This window comes from Formosa sejongensis (assembly GCF_033447105.1).
Classification (GTDB): Bacteria; Bacteroidota; Bacteroidia; order Flavobacteriales; family Flavobacteriaceae; genus Formosa.
Genome location: NZ_JAWQUN010000002.1, coordinates 174,629 through 192,154, shown reverse-complemented (window position 1 = coordinate 192,154; position 17,526 = coordinate 174,629). Strand labels below are relative to the sequence as shown.

Genomic DNA, 17,526 nt, shown 5'->3' with positions numbered 1-17,526 from the left:
GTTGTCCTGGATAACGTTAATGAAATTCGGATTACCATATGATGAAAACGTGTTGTATTTTATATTTTTTGCTTCTGTTACCGGTTATAATTTTGTTAAGTATTTTGGCTTAGCAAAATTCCACCGTAGAGCTTTGGCTAGCTGGTTACGTGCCATTCAGTTGTTTTCGATGTTAAGTTTTATTTTAATGTGCTATTTCGCGTTTAAATTAGAATTTAATACCATGTTGATAATTGCCGGATTTGGAATGGTAACCTTTATGTATGCTATTCCGTTTTTTCCGAAACGTTTCTTTGTAGATAAGCATCATAATTTGCGAAGTATTAGCGGATTAAAAGTATATTTAATAGGATTGGTTTGGGCAGGGGTAACAGTATTATTACCATTAACAAACGAACATTACGAATTTAATGATGAAGTAATATTAACCTTTATACAGCGGTTTATTTTTATAATAGCTTTGATGTTGCCTTTTGAACTTCGAGATTTAAAATACGATAGTTTAAAGTTGGGAACAATTCCTCAGAAAATAGGAGTGATGCGAACTAAAATATTAGGTGTGTTATTAGCCCTTTTATTCTTGTTCATAGAATTTTTTAAAACGAATTTAATCGGGAATTATATTTTAATCCAAGTGATTGTTACGTTTGTTTTAATTTTATTTATACTCTTTAGTAGAGAAACGCAGAGTGATGTTTATACCTCCTTTTGGGTGGAAGGCATTCCTTTGGTATGGTTGGTTTTAGAATTGTTTTTTAATCCTTAGAACTCGAATTCTTTAATTCCTTTTCAAAACATTTTTTCATTTCAGATTTCGATTTAGCATCTAAACATACAATTTTAGACTTGGTAATCGATTCCGTTAGTTTCATGTTGGTATGCGTGTGTTTCTTGCATAATGAGCAAAAAATAATATGCATTCTTAACTTCAAGCGCTCCAAAAATGTAGACTCGTTGTATTGAGCTTTATCACAAACGTGTGAAGCTTCATCGCAAGACAAAAATAATTTACTCATAATTAATACCAGTTTTTTTCTAAACAGCTTGAAAGAGATGTTCGCGCTCTATGTATTATAACCCATAAATTAGACGCTGTAATATTTAATTCATTACAAATAATTTCGGTATCATAATTTTCAATAGTTTTCATCTTAAATACTTGGGCTTGCTTTGCAGGTAATTTTTCTAAACAATTGTAGATTGCTTCGCTTAGTTCTGTGTTTTCCAACACGTCTTCAGCATTTTTATACGATTTGTCTGCTACGCGTTCTTCAAGCCATTCACCTTCCTCTTCACCATCGCTAGTGTAAGACATACGAACTTCTGCTTTCCCTTTTTTTGAATTAATTTTTCGGTAATGATCAATTATTTTTCGTTTTAAAATGGAAATTAACCAGGTGCGTTCGCTGGCTTCACCTTTAAAATTTTTCATCGATTTTAAGCCCGCGAAAAAGGTGTCTTGAACCAAATCTTTAGCAATTTCAGCATCACTAACTCTAGAAATAGTGTAGTTGTATAAGTAGTCGGAATACGAATCTACCCATTTTGTTGCATCAATTTTATGTTCAGGCATATAGAGAGTTATCGGTTTAACTTATCAAAAATAGGGAATCTATTTCAGAATTATAGTTGACTTTTAGTAAGCTTTAACATTTAAAAAAAAGTTCATAACCCTTAGAGTTATGAACTTTTTAAAATTATTTGATTAATCCAGCACGTCTTAATAAGGCTTCTGGCTGAGGTTCTTGTCCTCTAAATCGCTTGTACAACGTCATGGGATCTACTGTTCCTCCTTGCGATAGCACATTATCTTTAAACTTTGTAGCAACTTCTGAATTGAAAATACCGGCTTCTTTAAAATATTCGAAAGCATCTGCATCTAAAACTTCTGCCCATTTATAGCTATAATAACCCGAAGAATATCCGCCTTGGAAAATGTGAGAAAAAGCTGTACTCATACAGTTTTCAAGAACATCTGGGTATAGTTTTGTGTTTTCGAAAGCTTCTAATTCGTGAACCTTAACATCATTAATGTTAGACGGGTCTTGTCCGTGCCAGCTCATGTCTAATAAACCAAAACTGATTTGGCGCATCGTTTGCATACCTTCATTAAATGTTGAAGATTCTTTTATTTTTGAAATCAATTCCATAGGAATTACCTTTCCAGTTTTATAATGAGTTGCGAATAATTCTAATGCTTCTTTTTCGTAGCACCAGTTTTCCATAACCTGACTTGGTAATTCTACAAAATCCCAATACACGCTTGTTCCAGACAAACTAGGGTATGTGGTGTTTGCTAACATGCCGTGCAAGGCATGACCAAATTCGTGAAACAAGGTTGTAACTTCGTTAAACGTTAATAATGAAGGTTTACTTTTTGTTGGTTTTGTAAAGTTGCAAACTATTGATATATGCGGACGATCGTTTACGCCGTTTACAATTGATTGAGATTTATAAGACGTCATCCAAGCACCATTTCGTTTTCCTGCTCTTGGAAAGAAATCGGCATAAAAAATAGAAACCAAATCACCTGAAGCGTTAGTTACTTTATAAGTTGAAACTTCTGGATGATATTTGTCTATAGAATCAATTTCTTCAAAATGTAAACCATAAAGTTTTTCTGCAATTTTAAAAGCGCCTTTTGTAACGTTTTCTAATTGAAAATAGGGCTTTAGTTTTTCGTCGTCTAAATCGAAAAGTTTCTGTTTTAGTTTTTCAGCATAATATCCAGAATCCCATTTTTCCAAACGGTCAATATTATCTAATTCTTTAGCGAAATTTTCTAGATTTTTAAATTCATCTATTGCAGCAGGTTTTGCTTTATCTAACAATTCGTTTAAAAACTCTGAAACGGTTTCTGGCGTTTTAGCCATACGTTCTTCTAACACAAAATGCGCGTGTGTTTTATAACTTAACAAATTAGCACGTTCAAAACGTTTTTTTACAATGTTTAAAACAATGTCTTGGTTGTCGAATTCATTATTATGAAATGCTCTTTTGCCAAAAGCAATCCCTAGTTTTTTTCTTAATTCACGATTATCTGCATAAGTCATAAACGGAATATAACTTGGGTAGTCCAAATTAATAATCCAACCGTCTTTATCTTTAGATTCAGCCAATTGTTTGGCAGCTTCTTTAGCACCTTCTGGAAGTCCGCTTAGGTCCTCTTCGTCTGTAATATGTATTTCGAAAGCATTGGTTTCTGCCAATACATTTTCACCAAAACTTAATTTTAATTTACTTAAATCTTTGTCTAAACCTCTAAGTGTTGCTTTTTTGTCTTCGGCTAAATTGGCTCCATTTCTAGAAAAACTTTTGTATTGCTTTTCTAAAAGCATGATTTGCTCAGCATTTAATGCTAAATTTTCTCTGCTATCATAAACAGCTTTTACACGTTTAAAAAGTGCTTCATTTAACGTGATATCGTTACCGAATTCTGAAAGTAAAGGCGAAACGTCTTGTGCTATTTTCTGAATCTCGTCATTCGTTTCGGCCGAATTTAAATTAAAGAAAATACTAGTCACACGATCTAATTGCTCACCCGAAAATTCTAAGGCCTCAATCGTGTTTTTAAATGTAGGCGTTTCATTATTAGATGTTATAGCGTCAATTTCTTTTCTAGAAGCTTCTATTAATGTTGTAATAGCAGGTAAAAAGTCTTCGTTTTTTATTTCTGAAAACGGAGCTGTATTATATTTAGTTTGGAATGTATTTAATAGAATATTCATTTTTTGATCGATTTTTTATAAATAAATGTTAAAAAATGTGTTAAAGTGCCTTTTTAGTAGTAATTATAATATCTTTGCAAAGATTTTTTTCATAAAAGAGCTGGTTACTCTGAAAAAATTTATTGATTAATAGCGAGAAAAAGCCTCTATTTATAGAGGCTTTTTTTGTGCTTATAAATTTTTTGCCGATTCTAATACGGCTTGCTTTAATCCTTCTTTATAAAGTAAAATTTTATCTAAAACACAAGCATCAGAGCTTCCAATAATTTGTGCCGCTAAAATCCCTGCATTTTTTGCACCATTAAGCGCTACAGTAGCAACAGGAACACCACCTGGCATTTGTAAAATAGATAATACAGAATCCCAACCATCTATAGAATTACTGCTTTTTACAGGTACACCTATAACAGGAAGCGGAGATAAAGATGCAATCATCCCTGGAAGATGAGCTGCACCACCAGCACCAGCAACAATAACTTTTAAACCTCTGGTGTGAGCATTTTTACCGTATTCGAATAATTTTTCTGGAGTCCGGTGTGCAGAAACGATATCTACTTCAACTTCTATATCAAATCCTTTTAAGATGTCTATCGCCTCTTGCATAACAGGAAGGTCGCTTTTGCTTCCCATAATAACGCCTACTTTACTCATAATATTTATGTTTTTGCATTAATAATTAATGCTTTAGTTTATTTATTCTGTAATAACTTGAATTGTATTTTTTACGTTTTCGGCAATTTTTCGTGCGTCAACAATATTTTCATTCACGATAGTTACATGTCCCATTTTTCTAAACGGACGTGTTTGCTTTTTACCATATATATGTGGTGTAACACCGTCCATATTCATAATCTTCTCTATGTTTTTGTAAACCACATCTCCAGTATGTCCTTCTGCACCAACTAAATTCACCATAATGCCACTTAATTTATTCGCGGTATTTCCTAAAGGTAAATCAAGAATCGCTCTTATGTGTTGCTCAAATTGAGATGTAAAACTCGCCTCAATGGTTTGATGTCCTGAATTATGAGGTCTGGGGGCAACTTCATTTATTATAATATCGTCGTTTTGTGTTTGAAACATTTCAACAGCTAATAATCCAACATGGTTAAATGCTTGAGCAGCTTTCAATGCAATTTCAGTAGCTTTTTTTGCGACTTCAGCATCAATACGTGCAGGACATATTACATATTCTACTTGATTTGCTTCTGGATGAAATTCCATTTCTACAACAGGATAGGTTTTAATCTCGCCAGATACATTTCTAGCGACTATTACCGCCAATTCGTTTTTAAACGGAATTAAAGTTTCGGTAATACAAGCTACATTTGGTAGGTTTTCAAGGTCTTTTAATTCGCGAACAATCTTTACACCAGTACCATCGTATCCAAACTGAGCACTTTTCCATACAAACGGAAATTTTAATCCGCCGTTAGAAATGGTGTCTTCAATTTCAATGGTGTATGCAAAGCGAGAAAACGGTGCAGTTGGTAAATTATGGTCTACATAAAATAATTTCTGTGTCGCTTTATTTTGAATGGTTCGTAATGTTTTTGATGATGGATATACGCGCACCCCTTCTTTTTCTAAATCTTCAAGTGCATTTACGTTTACATTTTCAATTTCAATGGTTAGCACATCAACTTGTTTTCCAAAGTTAAAAACGGTATCGTAATCCATTAAATCGCCTAAATAAAATTCGTTGCTTCCAACTTTACAAGGCGCTTCATCACTCGGGTCTAAGACACAGGTGTAAATGTCGAATTTACGGGTTTCGGTTAGTAGCATTTTTCCTAATTGGCCGCCACCTAGTATTCCTAATTTAAAATTTGAAGAAAAATAATTCATTATATTGCTGTTTTGCTCGTCATTTTAGACGATGCAAAAGTACATTTTAATATGAAATTTATTCTAATTTTAAGAATCAATACTATGAAACCTTTTTCTAAATTAGATTATAGGTCTCATTTGATTATCTTTGCCATGAATTAACAAAAAACAGGTTATTTTATGATTAAACTTCACGACAAATATTTTAAGCCTTTTATCTCAGCGAAACAAATAGATGATGCTTTAACTAGAATGGCAGATCAGATTGCTGTGGATTTTGCAGATGAAATCCCTGTTTTTATTGGTGTTTTAAACGGTTCGTTTATGATAGTAAGCGATTTTGTTAAAAAATATCCTAAACCTTGCGAAGTTACTTTTATTAAATTAGCCTCTTATGAAGGTGTAAAATCCACTGAAGATATTCAGCGTTTAATAGGATTAACTCAAGATTTAACTGGACGTTCGGTTGTTATTCTAGAAGATATTATAGATTCTGGACGTACGTTAGCCGAAATTCATCGCATTTTTGAAAATGAAAAGGTTAAATCGCTTACAATCGCGACTTTATTTTATAAACCAACTGCTTATAAAAAAGACTACAAACTCCATTATGTGGGAATAGAAATTCCAGATAAATTTATAGTCGGTTATGGTTTAGATTACGACGGATTAGGCCGTAATTTACCCGAAGTATATCAAATTAAAACAACTCAACATATGACAAATTTAGTCCTGTTTGGACCTCCAGGTGCTGGAAAAGGAACACAAGCAAATTTCTTAAAGGAAAAATATAATTTAGTACATATTTCTACAGGTGATGTGTTTCGTTACAATATAAAAAACGAAACCGCTTTAGGAATGTTAGCAAAATCTTATATGGACAAGGGTGATTTGGTTCCAGATAAAGTTACTATTGATATGTTGAATGCTGAAGTTGAAAAAAATTCAGGAGCTAACGGATTTATATTTGATGGTTTTCCTCGTACAAATGCACAAGCAGCAGCATTACAAGAATTAATGAAAAGTAAAGATTCTGAAATTAATGCCATGATAGCATTAGAAGTAGAAGATAAAATATTAATAGAGCGTTTATTAGAACGCGGAAAAACAAGTGGCCGTTCAGACGATGCCGATGAGTCTATTATCGCGAATCGTATTAAAGAATATTATTCTAAGACAGCTATTTTAAAAGATTACTATTCTGAAAAAAATAAATATTTTGGGGTAGACGGTGTAGGTTCTGTAGAGGAAATTACAGTTCGTTTAAGTGAAGTAATCGAAGCATTGTAATTAATTTTAATTACATTTTTATAACATTTTAAAGACTTTAATTAAGAAGTCCAAGTAATTATGACTGAAGGAAATTTTGTAGACTACGTAAAGATTCAATTAACATCCGGGAACGGAGGTAAAGGATCTACGCATTTACATCGTGAGAAGTATATCACAAAAGGTGGTCCCGACGGGGGAGATGGTGGTCGAGGAGGTCATGTTATTCTTAGAGGAAACGATAACTTATGGACCCTTTTTCATTTAAAATTTAAACGTCATTTACGTGCAGGGCATGGAGCACACGGGAGTAGCGGACGTAGTACCGGTGCAGATGGTGAAGATGTGTATTTAGACGTGCCGTTAGGAACTGTGGTTCGTGATACTGAAACGGATAATATACTTTTCGAAATCACTGCTAATGGAGAAGAGCGTATTGTAAGCCAAGGTGGAATGGGTGGTCGTGGAAACTGGCACTTTAAAAGTTCTACAAACCAAACCCCTCGTTACGCGCAGCCAGGTATGCCTTTAGAAGAAAAGTATGTGACTTTAGAGTTGAAATTACTTGCAGATGTTGGTTTAGTAGGATTTCCAAATGCTGGAAAATCAACTTTATTATCTGTTATTACTTCAGCCAAGCCAAAAATTGCCGATTACGAGTTTACAACTTTAAAACCGAATTTAGGAATTGTAGAATATCGTGATTTCCAAACGTTTGTAATGGCAGATATTCCTGGTATTATTGAAGGTGCAGCCGAAGGAAAAGGATTAGGATATTATTTCTTAAGACATATAGAACGTAACTCGACTTTATTGTTTTTAGTTCCTGCTGATGCTGATGATATTACCAAGCAATATGAAATTTTGTTAGATGAATTAAGACGTTATAATCCAGAAATGTTGGACAAAGATCGTCTTGTTGCGATCTCTAAATGTGATATGCTAGATGAAGAATTACAAGCAGAATTAAAAGTAGAACTTGATGAAAAGCTAGGTGTAGATTATATTTTTATATCAGCAGTCGCTCAACAAGGTATTACTGAATTGAAGGATAAACTTTGGAAAATGTTGAATGTTTAATTACTAGTTTTCGTCACTTTGAACTTGTTACAAGGTCACAATAGAGTAATCAGATTAATACAATATTATAATATAGAAAAGGAGCTTTTAGGCTCCTTTTTTATGTGTGATAGTTTTCGAGTAGTATTCGTGCGTCGTGGAGTTATTTGTTTCAGTGTCACATTCGAGTCTGTTAATTTTGAGTTTTACCCTAAATCTTCAAAATGGTCTAAAAACAATGCTTTCTTCTTGGTTCTTGCAGCGCAACGGTCTTTGGTCTCCTAATTAAATTTTCGAGTAGTATTTCTGTGTCGTGGAGTTACTTGTGATATCTTGAAATCGAAGATTCAACGTAGTTAAAATAGTTCAGGATGACGTAAGCATAAACTTGCCATGATCCTGATTTATCTCAGTGTCACATTTGAGTGCGTGTATTTTGATTTTTACCGTAAATCTTTAAAATGGTCTAAAAACAAGTCTTTCTTCTTGGTTCTTGCAGTGCAGCAGTCTTTGGTCTCTTAATTAAATTTTCGAGTAATATTCCTGCGTCGTGGAGTTACTTGTGAGATCCTGAAATCGAAGATTCAACGTAGTTAAACTAGTTCAGGATGACGTAAGCTGGAACTTGCCCTCACCCTGAATTTATTTCCAGGTCACATTGGAATGCGTGTATTTTGATTTTTACTGTAAATATTTAAAATAGTCTAAAACAAGTCCTTCTTCTTGATTTTTGCAGCGCAGCGGTCTTTGGTCTCCTAATTAAATTTTCGAGTAGTATTCTTGTCTCTTTCACCCATGACCTTACTCAATTTTAAGTATTGCTCCTTCACTATGACTACTAAATTCTGGTGCATACATACTCTGAATGGTTGTAATACCATTACTAAATTGCCCAGCATTGTTTACGCGTAAATCGTATTCAAATACATAAATCCCCTTATTTATGCGGTCGAAAAAGAAATGGGTTGCTGCGTCTTTTGTGCTTTGGTAGTAGCCTAAGCCATCTTGCCACTTGTATTTAGAGATAACGTCTATGGGTTCTAAACCGGAAGCTCGCATATCTTTCATATGTAGAAACTCCATATCACGGTCTGTTTTTAATACGATTCTTACGCGGATTAAATCTCCGAGTTTTAGTTGTGTTTCTGAGGTTACTTCAGTTAATTCCTCCCCGAGATCTGTGTTCGATTTAAGGAATAATTTCTTTGATAATTGTAGAGGCGTCTCCGCTGAGGTAATAGCATCCAAATCTTCAAAATATTGCCAGTATAAACTTCCCCAAGCAATGCCCGCGTTCTTATTTGTAAGTGTAATATCTGCTAAATCGGGTGTAATCTCATCTGCGCTCCAAGTTGTTTTAAAGTAACCTGTGCCAGCTTCAACTTGCGTGTCTTTAAGTTTGTCTTCAGGAATGGGTTTTCCGCCAACGGTAATGTCTAAAGATTCAGAAACCGATAACCAATCGCTGCCTTTAAGTAAAATAGCATAAATGGCATCTGTAGTCGATTTTGTTGTAGACCAGCGGTTTGTCTGCTTATTCTTCAATAACCATTTTGTTAAATTATCGATGGTTTTGGTGTTGTTTTCAATTTCAGAAAAGGCTTCAATTAAGAGTGATTGTGTTTCAATTGGCGATTCATACCAGTACCAAGAGGCTGTGTTCGCTTTCCAATACATGCCTAATTCTTCACTTGTAATGCTATTTTCCTTTAATGATTTTATAATAGCAGATGCCGTTTTTGTATCTCCCGAACGCTGCGCAATTAAAGCCATCAAACCTTTGTCATATAAAGTACCTTTTGTCCAATAGCTTTTGATTTGAGACCCATAATAATTCATGATATTTTGAAGTTCATCAGACGGTTTGTCTTCAGAATAAAAACTTCTCATATATAAATAATGCAACTGTATGCTGTTTAAATGATACGCATCATAATCTGGTTTTGCATTGTATTTAGCAATGTTTTTATAAGTTTCTATAAATTCTGCATCTGTGAATTTAATAGCTCTAGACAACATGTTTTCTGAATCTTTAGTATCTACGCCTAAATGTTGTAAATGTCCGAAACCTGTAACTATATGCTGAGTGATGTATCTGTTTTCTCGTCCGCCAGCAAACCAAGGCCATGCACCAGAAGTCAACTGATTACGTTCGAGCTTTTGTTGAGTTTCTTGCATTTTAGCACTCATGGTATTCATATCGAATAATAAACCAATACGTTTCTTTTGTTCTGTTTCACTTTCTGCATCTCGTAACCAAGGGGTTTCTTCGATAAGAATAGATTTTAATTCTTCGTTTTGCTCTAAATTACTAATTAAGGCATCTTTAGATTTCCAGATATTAAACACCTCCTGAATTCTAGGATTAGAATTCACTATATGACTTGCTAAAGTATTGCCGTAAAAGCGTGAAAATATTTGTTCATTACAATCAAACGGATATTCAATAATATATGGCAAGGCCTGAATCGCATACCAAGCAGGATTAGACGTAATCTCTAATGTCAGTTTATGATTTTTTAAAGTTGTAGAGGTATTGTCTTTTAATTTATCTAGTGTAAAAGAGCGTGTTTCGTCTCCATTTACCCACATTGGTAAACTTTCTGTAACCAACATACGGTTAGATAAAACCGGAATAACATTTTGTTCGCCATCGCTAAAATTCCCTGCTTTGGCTATAATTTTATATTGAACGATATCAATTGTTTCTGGGATTTTAAGTTGCCATGACACTTGCGTATTGTTATTAGCATCTACAGTAAACGATTTTATAGCATTAATATTATCTAAATTAATATCGATTGGTGTATTTGTTACAGCGTCAAAAAGTTGTAAAACAGCTTGACCTTCTAATGGTTTATCAGACAGATTTACAATTTTACTACTTATGGTAATTTTATCACCTTGACGTAAAAAACGAGGAACATTGGGTTGTACCATTAATTCTTTTTGCGTCACAGTGGTAAACGTGTATTGTGCACTTTGCATACTGGGCGTATGTGCTAAGAGTTGCAATTTCCATTGTGTTAATGCTTCTGGCGAAGTGAAACTAAAACTAACATCTCCATCGCTATTGGTTTGTAGTTGCGGAAAGAAAAAAGCGGTCTCTTTTAAGTTTTTCCTGATTTTAACATCATTAAATGCTGAGCCATTTTTGGTGGTAATGATGATGACGCCGTTTGCTCCTTTGCTTCCATAAAGTGCGGTTGCTTCATTTGGTTTTAAGACTTCCATTTTTAAAATGTCGTCTTTATCAAGATTATTTGTTTTTGCAACAACACCATCAATAATATAAAGCGGCTGATTTTCGCTTGAAACAGAACCTGTGCCGCGAATTTGTGCAGGTGCTTCCAAACTTTCTATTACAGTTTCTTCTATTTCAATATCATTATTTACGACTTGAACACTTGAAACAGATCCTGTTAGACTCTTCTTGAGCTGCGTGCCATAACCCGTTACCACAACCTCATCTAGAGATTGGCTATCTTCTACCATTTTAATAACAAACGTATTCTTGTTATCTACATCAAATTCTGTGGTGGAGTAGCCAATATAGCTCAATATAATAGTATCATCTGTGTTTGCCTCTAATGTAAATTCACCATCAAAATCGGTTTGCGTGCCTTTACTACTTCCTTTAACTGTAACGTTTACTCCGGGAAGCGGTAAGCCTTCAGTATCTATAATAGTTCCTCTAATTTGTCCTTCAGGAATAGAATCGTTGTATTTGGCTGTTTTCTTTTCTTGAATACGACCTAAATATTCACGATTGGTCCATTCGTTTCCAGTGAAACTAAAACCAAACGCATCTAAAGCATCGTAATACTGTGGAGCTATATATATGTCTGTCGCGTTAAAGTATAAACGTGAATAATCTGTTCCGAACGCAGTATTTCCTCTCCAATAATTATAAGAAGAATACATGGGTTTATAAGTTGCATACATACTCCAACTATGTCCTCTAAATTCGTCTAAGGACGCATCATACATACTAGCGAGTACTTCTGAGGTTACTTTTTCACCTTGAGGCCCCGAAATATTAAAGCTCCAGGTTTCTTGAGCTCCAGGTTGTATCTTATTTCGGAATGTGTTGGTTTCAATTTGTAGGTCTGTTTTAGGATAAGGTACGTTTATAATCATAGACCCAGATTTAAAACTATTAAATGCAGCGTAACTATAATGAATTGCAAATCCGCCTAAATCTGCTTGTGATACAGGGATTTTAATGGTTTTCTTATTCTGATTTAACGTAATGCTATGTCTGGCATATACCTTGTGGTCTTTCTCTATTTCTAAAGTAATAACAAGGTGTTCTGCAGCAGAAGCTAACGTTAATTCCACTACATCTTCAGGGTTATAAGTAGACTTATTTGTATTGATTTGAAATAAACCATGATCTGAAACGGTTTCATCATCTACGCTGAATAATTCAAAATTAGCTTCATCTTGTATGGTTTGATTATGCTCATCTTTACTTTCAAAATAAGCAGTGTATTTACCAGATTCCCATCGTTTTGTTTTATTTAATAGAATAGATTCTCCGTCTGCTGTATTAATGGTTTCTTCTAAAACAAGCGTTCCTTTTTCCCAATGATCTGTATCGTCTTCATTGGTATATGCATCGTGAGGGAAAAGTGTGTTGAACGTCGCTTTATCAATATCTTGATAATCTGGTGCAGACCAAGGGCGTTCCCGTAAAGCGTGACTCGGCCCTTGTAATTTATAAATTTTTAGAGTTCCTGTAGCTGGCGTAAATTGGCCATTTAAATTAGTTGTATGTATACCAATTTGATTGGTTTTTGCCTTTTTATCTAGTTTATTGTCAATCTGTAACTTGGCCACTATGGTATGATAACCAACAGAAACGGTGGTTGAAGCAGAACGTGTTTCGCCATTAATATCTGTAATATCTGCGGTGATTTCGTAACGAAAAACGGGCAGAAATTGGTTGTCGAAACTGAGATCTGGAATGGCTTTAAAATTGATTTTGAAATTTCCAGAATCATCTGTTTGAGTTTCTCCGTGAGTAATTTCTTGAGATTCAGTATAAAAATAAGGTTGCGTTCTGTAATACGAGTATGGCAAATCTACACTACGTTTTACGCGGTATACAACATTTGCATTCGTGATTTTACTACCTGTAAATGCTAGCGCTTCTCCGTTAACAGTTATAGAATCGTTTATGGTGTACGTTTCTGTTATGGGGTTAAAATTGGCCTCAAATGTTGGACGCTTGTAATCTTCTACCGAAAAATAAACACTAGATTCCATGTCTTTATTGCCAGACTCAGAATCGATTTCGAGATAAAACTGTCCGTTTAATCCTGTACTTGGTAAGACAAACTGACCATGAACCGAACCAAATTCATTTGTTTTTAATGTAAGTTCTTCTACTTCATCATCATTTGCATCATATAAAATAACATAGACTTCTTCATTTTTTAAAACTTCATGTGCTCCATTTTTTGTTTGCATTCCAATCCCTTTAAAATAGACTGTTTGTCCAGGGCGATAGATACTTCGATCTGTAAAAAGGAATGATTTATATGTTTTTTTAGCTGTGTCATTATTTCTCTCGTAAAACTGATTTAAATGAAATCCGTCAAAATAAGCCGTATCATCTCCTGTGTTAAAAACTAAATTAAAACGCACGTATTCTCGTCTTGTATTTTTAGGAATATTTATATTTCCGTAAGTGTCTGTGTGCTTTGTCTCTGTTTTTTTCTTGTTGTTATTGTATGTGTAGTTAATCGTGACTTTAGTATTTACAAAAGGTTTACCAGTATTTCTATCAATGGCTTGAAAAATGATTTGCTTAGAGTTTTCCTTTTGCACAATAGCAATATTAGACACTTGCATAGTTGTATACCCAATAGTTTTTGATTCAGGATCTGTTGCAGCAATTAAGAATATACCATTATCAAATTCTGGTGCAATAATTTCTGTGTCGTGTTCTTGGTAATCGCTTTCATCTCTTAAATTAGCGCTCCATGTTTTGTCAAATTTTAAGGTGCTAGCAAAACTGTCTTTGTCTTTTTTATTATAAAAATCTTCGAAAATTTCAAGTTCATTATGACTGATTTTTACAGCTTTGAAATCTAATTGATTTGTGTTTTTATACGTGATTAAAAATCTAGACTTTGTACATGTTGGAAGCATTAACTCGTTTCTAATTGCAACACTAGGACTTGATATTTCAGATTTTAAAAGTTTACAATGTTCTGCTATTTTACTATCAGGAAATTTAGAAATTACTGTGTCGCATAACGTGATGGCGTCTTTTAGTTTCCATCTTACATTAGTGCTAGATTCTGGTCTGTAAGTGTTTCCTTGAGTTCTCCATATTTTGGCAAGTTCAAAATCGTAGTATGCACTTGCTAAAGTATTGTTGTATTTTTTGCTAGATTTTTGGAGGGCTTGTATAAGCAATTCTTCAGAGTCTTTAAAAACGGCCTTATCTTTTACGAATAATAGTCGTTCGATATCTATAGACACTAATGCTTCTGGATTTTTATCTTTTAAATGAAATGCAATTAAATTCTGATAGATTTTTAAAGCTTGAAATTCTAAAGAAGTCGAGTCTTTGGTCTGTAATTTTAAGTTCGAAAATTCAGTAGCGGGACTTAATAGCTTAGGATCTTCAAGTACAAATTTATAAGCCGGTCTTGTAATATCTCGTTCTGTGCTTTTGTAGAATTTTAAAGCATCATGATTTAGTAAATCGTAAAGTGTTGGTCGGTAAATTTCAGAATCTTTTTGTTCTAATAAGATATCTGAATAGGCTTCAATAGGCGTGTTTTTTAAAACAGTTTCGTCTGCTAAGCTATTTTGAAAATGTAACTGAATGTCTTCAAAAATGGTTTCTAAATCCCAAGTTCTAAAATCCGTTTTATCAACTTTCTCTGCTGTTTTTGTACGCTTATAAAACTGATAGCGATTTTGCTTAAAATAGCTCCAATACATGTTGGCTAACATGCTTTCTAATATATTTTTAGTTGGTGCTTTGCTTTTTGCTATCTCAGATTTAAAATTATTTATGATGTTGAGTTGCGCATCCTCTTCAAGCACCATAGCGAATTTACTTTTGTACAACATAGACTTGATATGCTGAGGTTGATTGTTGTTTTCAATGGCTATTTTATCAATAAGTATTACTTTTTCTAAAGCCGATTTTGGTAAATCTGCAAGTTCTAGTGTTTCAACTTCAGACCATAATTGTTCAATATTCGGTTGCTGGGCGAGTAATGCATTTGAAAAAATTAGACTTAACAGTAGGGGTTTTATAAATTTCATATATGAGAATGATTAATCTGTAATTGGGTGCGCTGTTAAAAAGAACTCAAAAACAGTTCCAATTTTATTATAAAATAGAAAGTTACCTCTTTTTTTAGATAGAGGTGTTTTATAAAGGTGTAAATACTATCCTATAAATAGGTTATTTTTGTGGTATGAGATTAAATGTTGTTTCTGTTTTAATTCTATTTTTTTGCTTTCCGAAGGCGATGTGTTCTCAATACGTTTTAGCTAAAGCTCAAGGGTATTTCGATACTCAGAATTATGATCAAGTGATTGCTATTTTAGAACCTACAGTTGAAGTGCCATCTCAATATAATTTTGAAAGCATAGAGTTGCTAGCAGATGCTTACAGTTATACCGAGCAATGGGATGCTGCTAGTATTCAATATGAAAATTTAGTCGATATTTTACCCGAAAATGCCAATTACCATTATAAATACGGAGGTGCGTTGGCTATGAAAGCGTTGTCTGTTAATAAACTTATGGCTATTCCTTTAATTTTGGATGCAAAGTCGGAATTTTTGGAAGCTTCAGAACTAGATCCAAACCATATAGAAACCCGTTGGGCTTTGGTGAAAATTTATATGGAACTTCCCGGTGTTTTAGGAGGAAGTACTTCAAAAGCTCTTCAATTTGCAAACGAATTAGAATCACTTTCTAAAGTTGATGGGTTTTTAGCAAAAGGGTATCTCCACGAAAAAGATGAAGATTTTAAACAAGCGGAATCATTTTACCAAAAAGCTTTAGAAGTTGGTGGATCTAAAACGTGTTACACATCTCTCGCGAACTTTTATATAAATCAGGGAGAAATGGATAAGGCTGAAACTGTTTTAAGATTAGGGTTAGCGCACTTGGAAGATGAAGAACTTCAACAAAAAATAGCGGAGATTACCCAATAATCTTTCAGAAAAACGTACTAAAACGTGTATATTTACAATCTTCAAAACAAGTTTATGAATGTACATTTTATAGCCATTGGCGGGAGTGCTATGCACAATTTAGCTATGGCATTGCATAACAAAGGATATCAAGTAACAGGAAGTGACGATGAGATTTTCGAACCTTCAAAATCAAGATTACAATCTAAAGGGTTACTGCCCGAATCATTTGGATGGTTTCCAGAAAAAATCACATCACATTTAGATGCTATTGTTTTAGGAATGCATGCTAAAGCAGATAATCCGGAGCTGTTAAAAGCTCAAGAATTGGGTCTGAAAATTTACAGTTATCCTGAGTTTTTGTACGAACAGTCTAAAGATAAAACGCGTGTAGTAATTGGCGGAAGTCATGGTAAAACAACAATTACATCTATGATTCTTCATGTTATGGACTATCATGACCGTGATGTAGACTATATGGTTGGTGCGCAATTAGAAGGTTTTGATGTGATGGTGAAATTAACTGACGATAACGATTTTATAGTATTAGAAGGCGATGAATATTTAAGTTCGCCTATAGATAGACGCCCGAAATTTCATTTATACAAACCAAATATTGCGTTATTAAGTGGTATTGCTTGGGATCATATTAATGTGTTTCCTACTTATGAAAATTATGAAGAGCAATTCAAAATATTTGTAGATAGTATAGTACGTGGCGGTAGTATTACTTACAATGAAGAAGATGAAGCCGTGAAACGTGTTGTTGAAGCTTCTGTAAATACCATTAGAAAACTGCCTTACACAACTGCCGAATACACTGTTGAAAATGGTGAAACTTTATTAGAAACTCCAGAAGGGCCATTGCCAATTGAAGTTTTTGGTGCACATAATTTAAATAATTTAGCTGGAGCAAAATGGATTTGTCAGCATATGGGTATTGATGAGGACGATTTTTACGAAGCTATCTCTACTTTTAAAGGTGCGAGTAAACGACTAGAAAAAATAGCTGAAGGACAAAATAGTGTAGCTTATAAAGACTTTGCACATTCGCCAAGTAAAGTTGAGGCAACAACCAAAGCGGTAAAAGCGCAATACGAAAACAGAACCTTAGTTGCGTGTTTAGAGTTACATACGTATAGCAGCTTAAATGCTAAATTTTTAAAAGAATATAAAGGTGCTTTAGATGCTGCCGATGTTGCTGTGGTATTTTATTCTCCACATGCGGTTGAAATTAAAAAATTAGATGCCGTAACCGAAGCGCAAATTGCTGCAGCTTTCGAGCGCGACGATCTAATTATATATACTAATGCGGAAGATTTTCAGGACTATTTATTTTCACAAAATTTCGAGAATAAGTCACTGTTGTTAATGAGTTCTGGAAATTACGGTGGCTTAGATTTTAATGATTTAAAAAAGCTTATTAAATAGATTGTAATTAAAGATATAAGATCACTTTACTATTA

11 protein-coding genes are annotated in these 17,526 nt (G+C 33.9%); 5 read left to right on the top strand and 6 right to left on the bottom strand.

From position 1 onward, the window contains the following. Positions 1-19 precede the first annotated feature (19 nt). On the top strand, positions 20-766 hold the full coding sequence (locus tag R6X41_RS03140; protein ID WP_318497369.1) for a UbiA prenyltransferase family protein: 747 nt from the start codon (positions 20-22) through the stop codon (positions 764-766). Here the strand turns inward: R6X41_RS03140 and R6X41_RS03135 are convergent. The 5 genes from R6X41_RS03135 to R6X41_RS03115 all read right to left on the bottom strand — a co-directional run bounded on the left by R6X41_RS03135 (position 756) and on the right by R6X41_RS03115 (position 5,576). Continuing rightward, positions 756-1,016: a glycine dehydrogenase gene (locus R6X41_RS03135; protein ID WP_318497367.1), complete on the bottom strand. Its 261-nt coding sequence runs from the start codon at positions 1,014-1,016 to the stop codon at positions 756-758. The two genes, R6X41_RS03140 and R6X41_RS03135, sit on opposite strands and share 11 nt — an antisense overlap. Positions 1,017-1,018: 2 nt before the next feature. After that, on the bottom strand, positions 1,019-1,573 hold the full coding sequence (locus R6X41_RS03130; protein ID WP_318497365.1) for a sigma-70 family RNA polymerase sigma factor: 555 nt from the start codon (positions 1,571-1,573) through the stop codon (positions 1,019-1,021). 124 nt (positions 1,574-1,697) lie between these two features. Beyond that, a complete protein-coding gene (locus tag R6X41_RS03125) occupies positions 1,698-3,728 on the bottom strand; it encodes a M3 family metallopeptidase (protein ID WP_318497363.1) in 2,031 nt (676 codons plus the stop codon). Positions 3,729-3,899: 171 nt separating this feature from the next. Beyond that, positions 3,900-4,379, bottom strand: coding sequence for a 5-(carboxyamino)imidazole ribonucleotide mutase (gene purE, locus R6X41_RS03120; RefSeq protein WP_318497362.1), 480 nt, complete (start codon positions 4,377-4,379; stop codon positions 3,900-3,902). A gap of 42 nt (positions 4,380-4,421) precedes the next feature. Further along, entirely contained in the window at positions 4,422-5,576 is a 1,155-nt protein-coding gene (locus R6X41_RS03115; RefSeq protein ID WP_318497360.1) for a 5-(carboxyamino)imidazole ribonucleotide synthase, read from the bottom strand. A gap of 162 nt (positions 5,577-5,738) precedes the next feature. Between R6X41_RS03115 and R6X41_RS03110 the strand changes: the two genes are divergently transcribed. Together R6X41_RS03110 and obgE are read left to right on the top strand one after the other, a co-directional pair. Continuing rightward, positions 5,739-6,848, top strand: a complete 1,110-nt coding sequence (locus tag R6X41_RS03110; RefSeq protein WP_318497358.1) for an adenylate kinase — start codon at positions 5,739-5,741, stop codon at positions 6,846-6,848. Positions 6,849-6,908: 60 nt separating this feature from the next. Further along, complete coding sequence (gene obgE / locus R6X41_RS03105; RefSeq protein WP_318497357.1) at positions 6,909-7,907, top strand: GTPase ObgE; 999 nt, start codon at positions 6,909-6,911, stop codon at positions 7,905-7,907. A gap of 780 nt (positions 7,908-8,687) precedes the next feature. Here the strand turns inward: obgE and R6X41_RS03100 are convergent. Then, positions 8,688-15,179 (bottom strand): alpha-2-macroglobulin family protein, encoded by a 6,492-nt coding sequence (locus tag R6X41_RS03100; RefSeq protein ID WP_318497355.1) that lies wholly within the window; start codon positions 15,177-15,179, stop codon positions 8,688-8,690. Between the two features lie 155 nt (positions 15,180-15,334). Between R6X41_RS03100 and R6X41_RS03095 the strand changes: the two genes are divergently transcribed. Both R6X41_RS03095 and R6X41_RS03090 read left to right on the top strand, forming a co-directional pair. Continuing rightward, positions 15,335-16,081, top strand: a complete 747-nt coding sequence (locus tag R6X41_RS03095; protein ID WP_318497353.1) for a tetratricopeptide repeat protein — start codon at positions 15,335-15,337, stop codon at positions 16,079-16,081. A 54-nt stretch (positions 16,082-16,135) separates the two neighbouring features. Continuing rightward, positions 16,136-17,491 (top strand): UDP-N-acetylmuramate--L-alanine ligase, encoded by a 1,356-nt coding sequence (locus tag R6X41_RS03090; RefSeq protein WP_318497351.1) that lies wholly within the window; start codon positions 16,136-16,138, stop codon positions 17,489-17,491. Positions 17,492-17,526 lie beyond the last annotated feature (35 nt).

Coding starts and splice junctions, on each gene's coding strand:
- R6X41_RS03100 (WP_318497355.1), bottom strand. CDS start 15,179: ATGAAATTTATAAAACCCCTACTGTTAAGTCTAATTTTTTCAAATGCA.
- purE (WP_318497362.1), bottom strand. CDS start 4,379: ATGAGTAAAGTAGGCGTTATTATGGGAAGCAAAAGCGACCTTCCTGTT.
- R6X41_RS03135 (WP_318497367.1), bottom strand. CDS start 1,016: ATGAGTAAATTATTTTTGTCTTGCGATGAAGCTTCACACGTTTGTGAT.
- R6X41_RS03090 (WP_318497351.1), top strand. CDS start 16,136: ATGAATGTACATTTTATAGCCATTGGCGGGAGTGCTATGCACAATTTA.
- R6X41_RS03095 (WP_318497353.1), top strand. CDS start 15,335: ATGAGATTAAATGTTGTTTCTGTTTTAATTCTATTTTTTTGCTTTCCG.
- R6X41_RS03110 (WP_318497358.1), top strand. CDS start 5,739: ATGATTAAACTTCACGACAAATATTTTAAGCCTTTTATCTCAGCGAAA.
- R6X41_RS03140 (WP_318497369.1), top strand. CDS start 20: ATGAAATTCGGATTACCATATGATGAAAACGTGTTGTATTTTATATTT.
- R6X41_RS03125 (WP_318497363.1), bottom strand. CDS start 3,728: ATGAATATTCTATTAAATACATTCCAAACTAAATATAATACAGCTCCG.
- obgE (WP_318497357.1), top strand. CDS start 6,909: ATGACTGAAGGAAATTTTGTAGACTACGTAAAGATTCAATTAACATCC.
- R6X41_RS03130 (WP_318497365.1), bottom strand. CDS start 1,573: ATGCCTGAACATAAAATTGATGCAACAAAATGGGTAGATTCGTATTCC.
- R6X41_RS03115 (WP_318497360.1), bottom strand. CDS start 5,576: ATGAATTATTTTTCTTCAAATTTTAAATTAGGAATACTAGGTGGCGGC.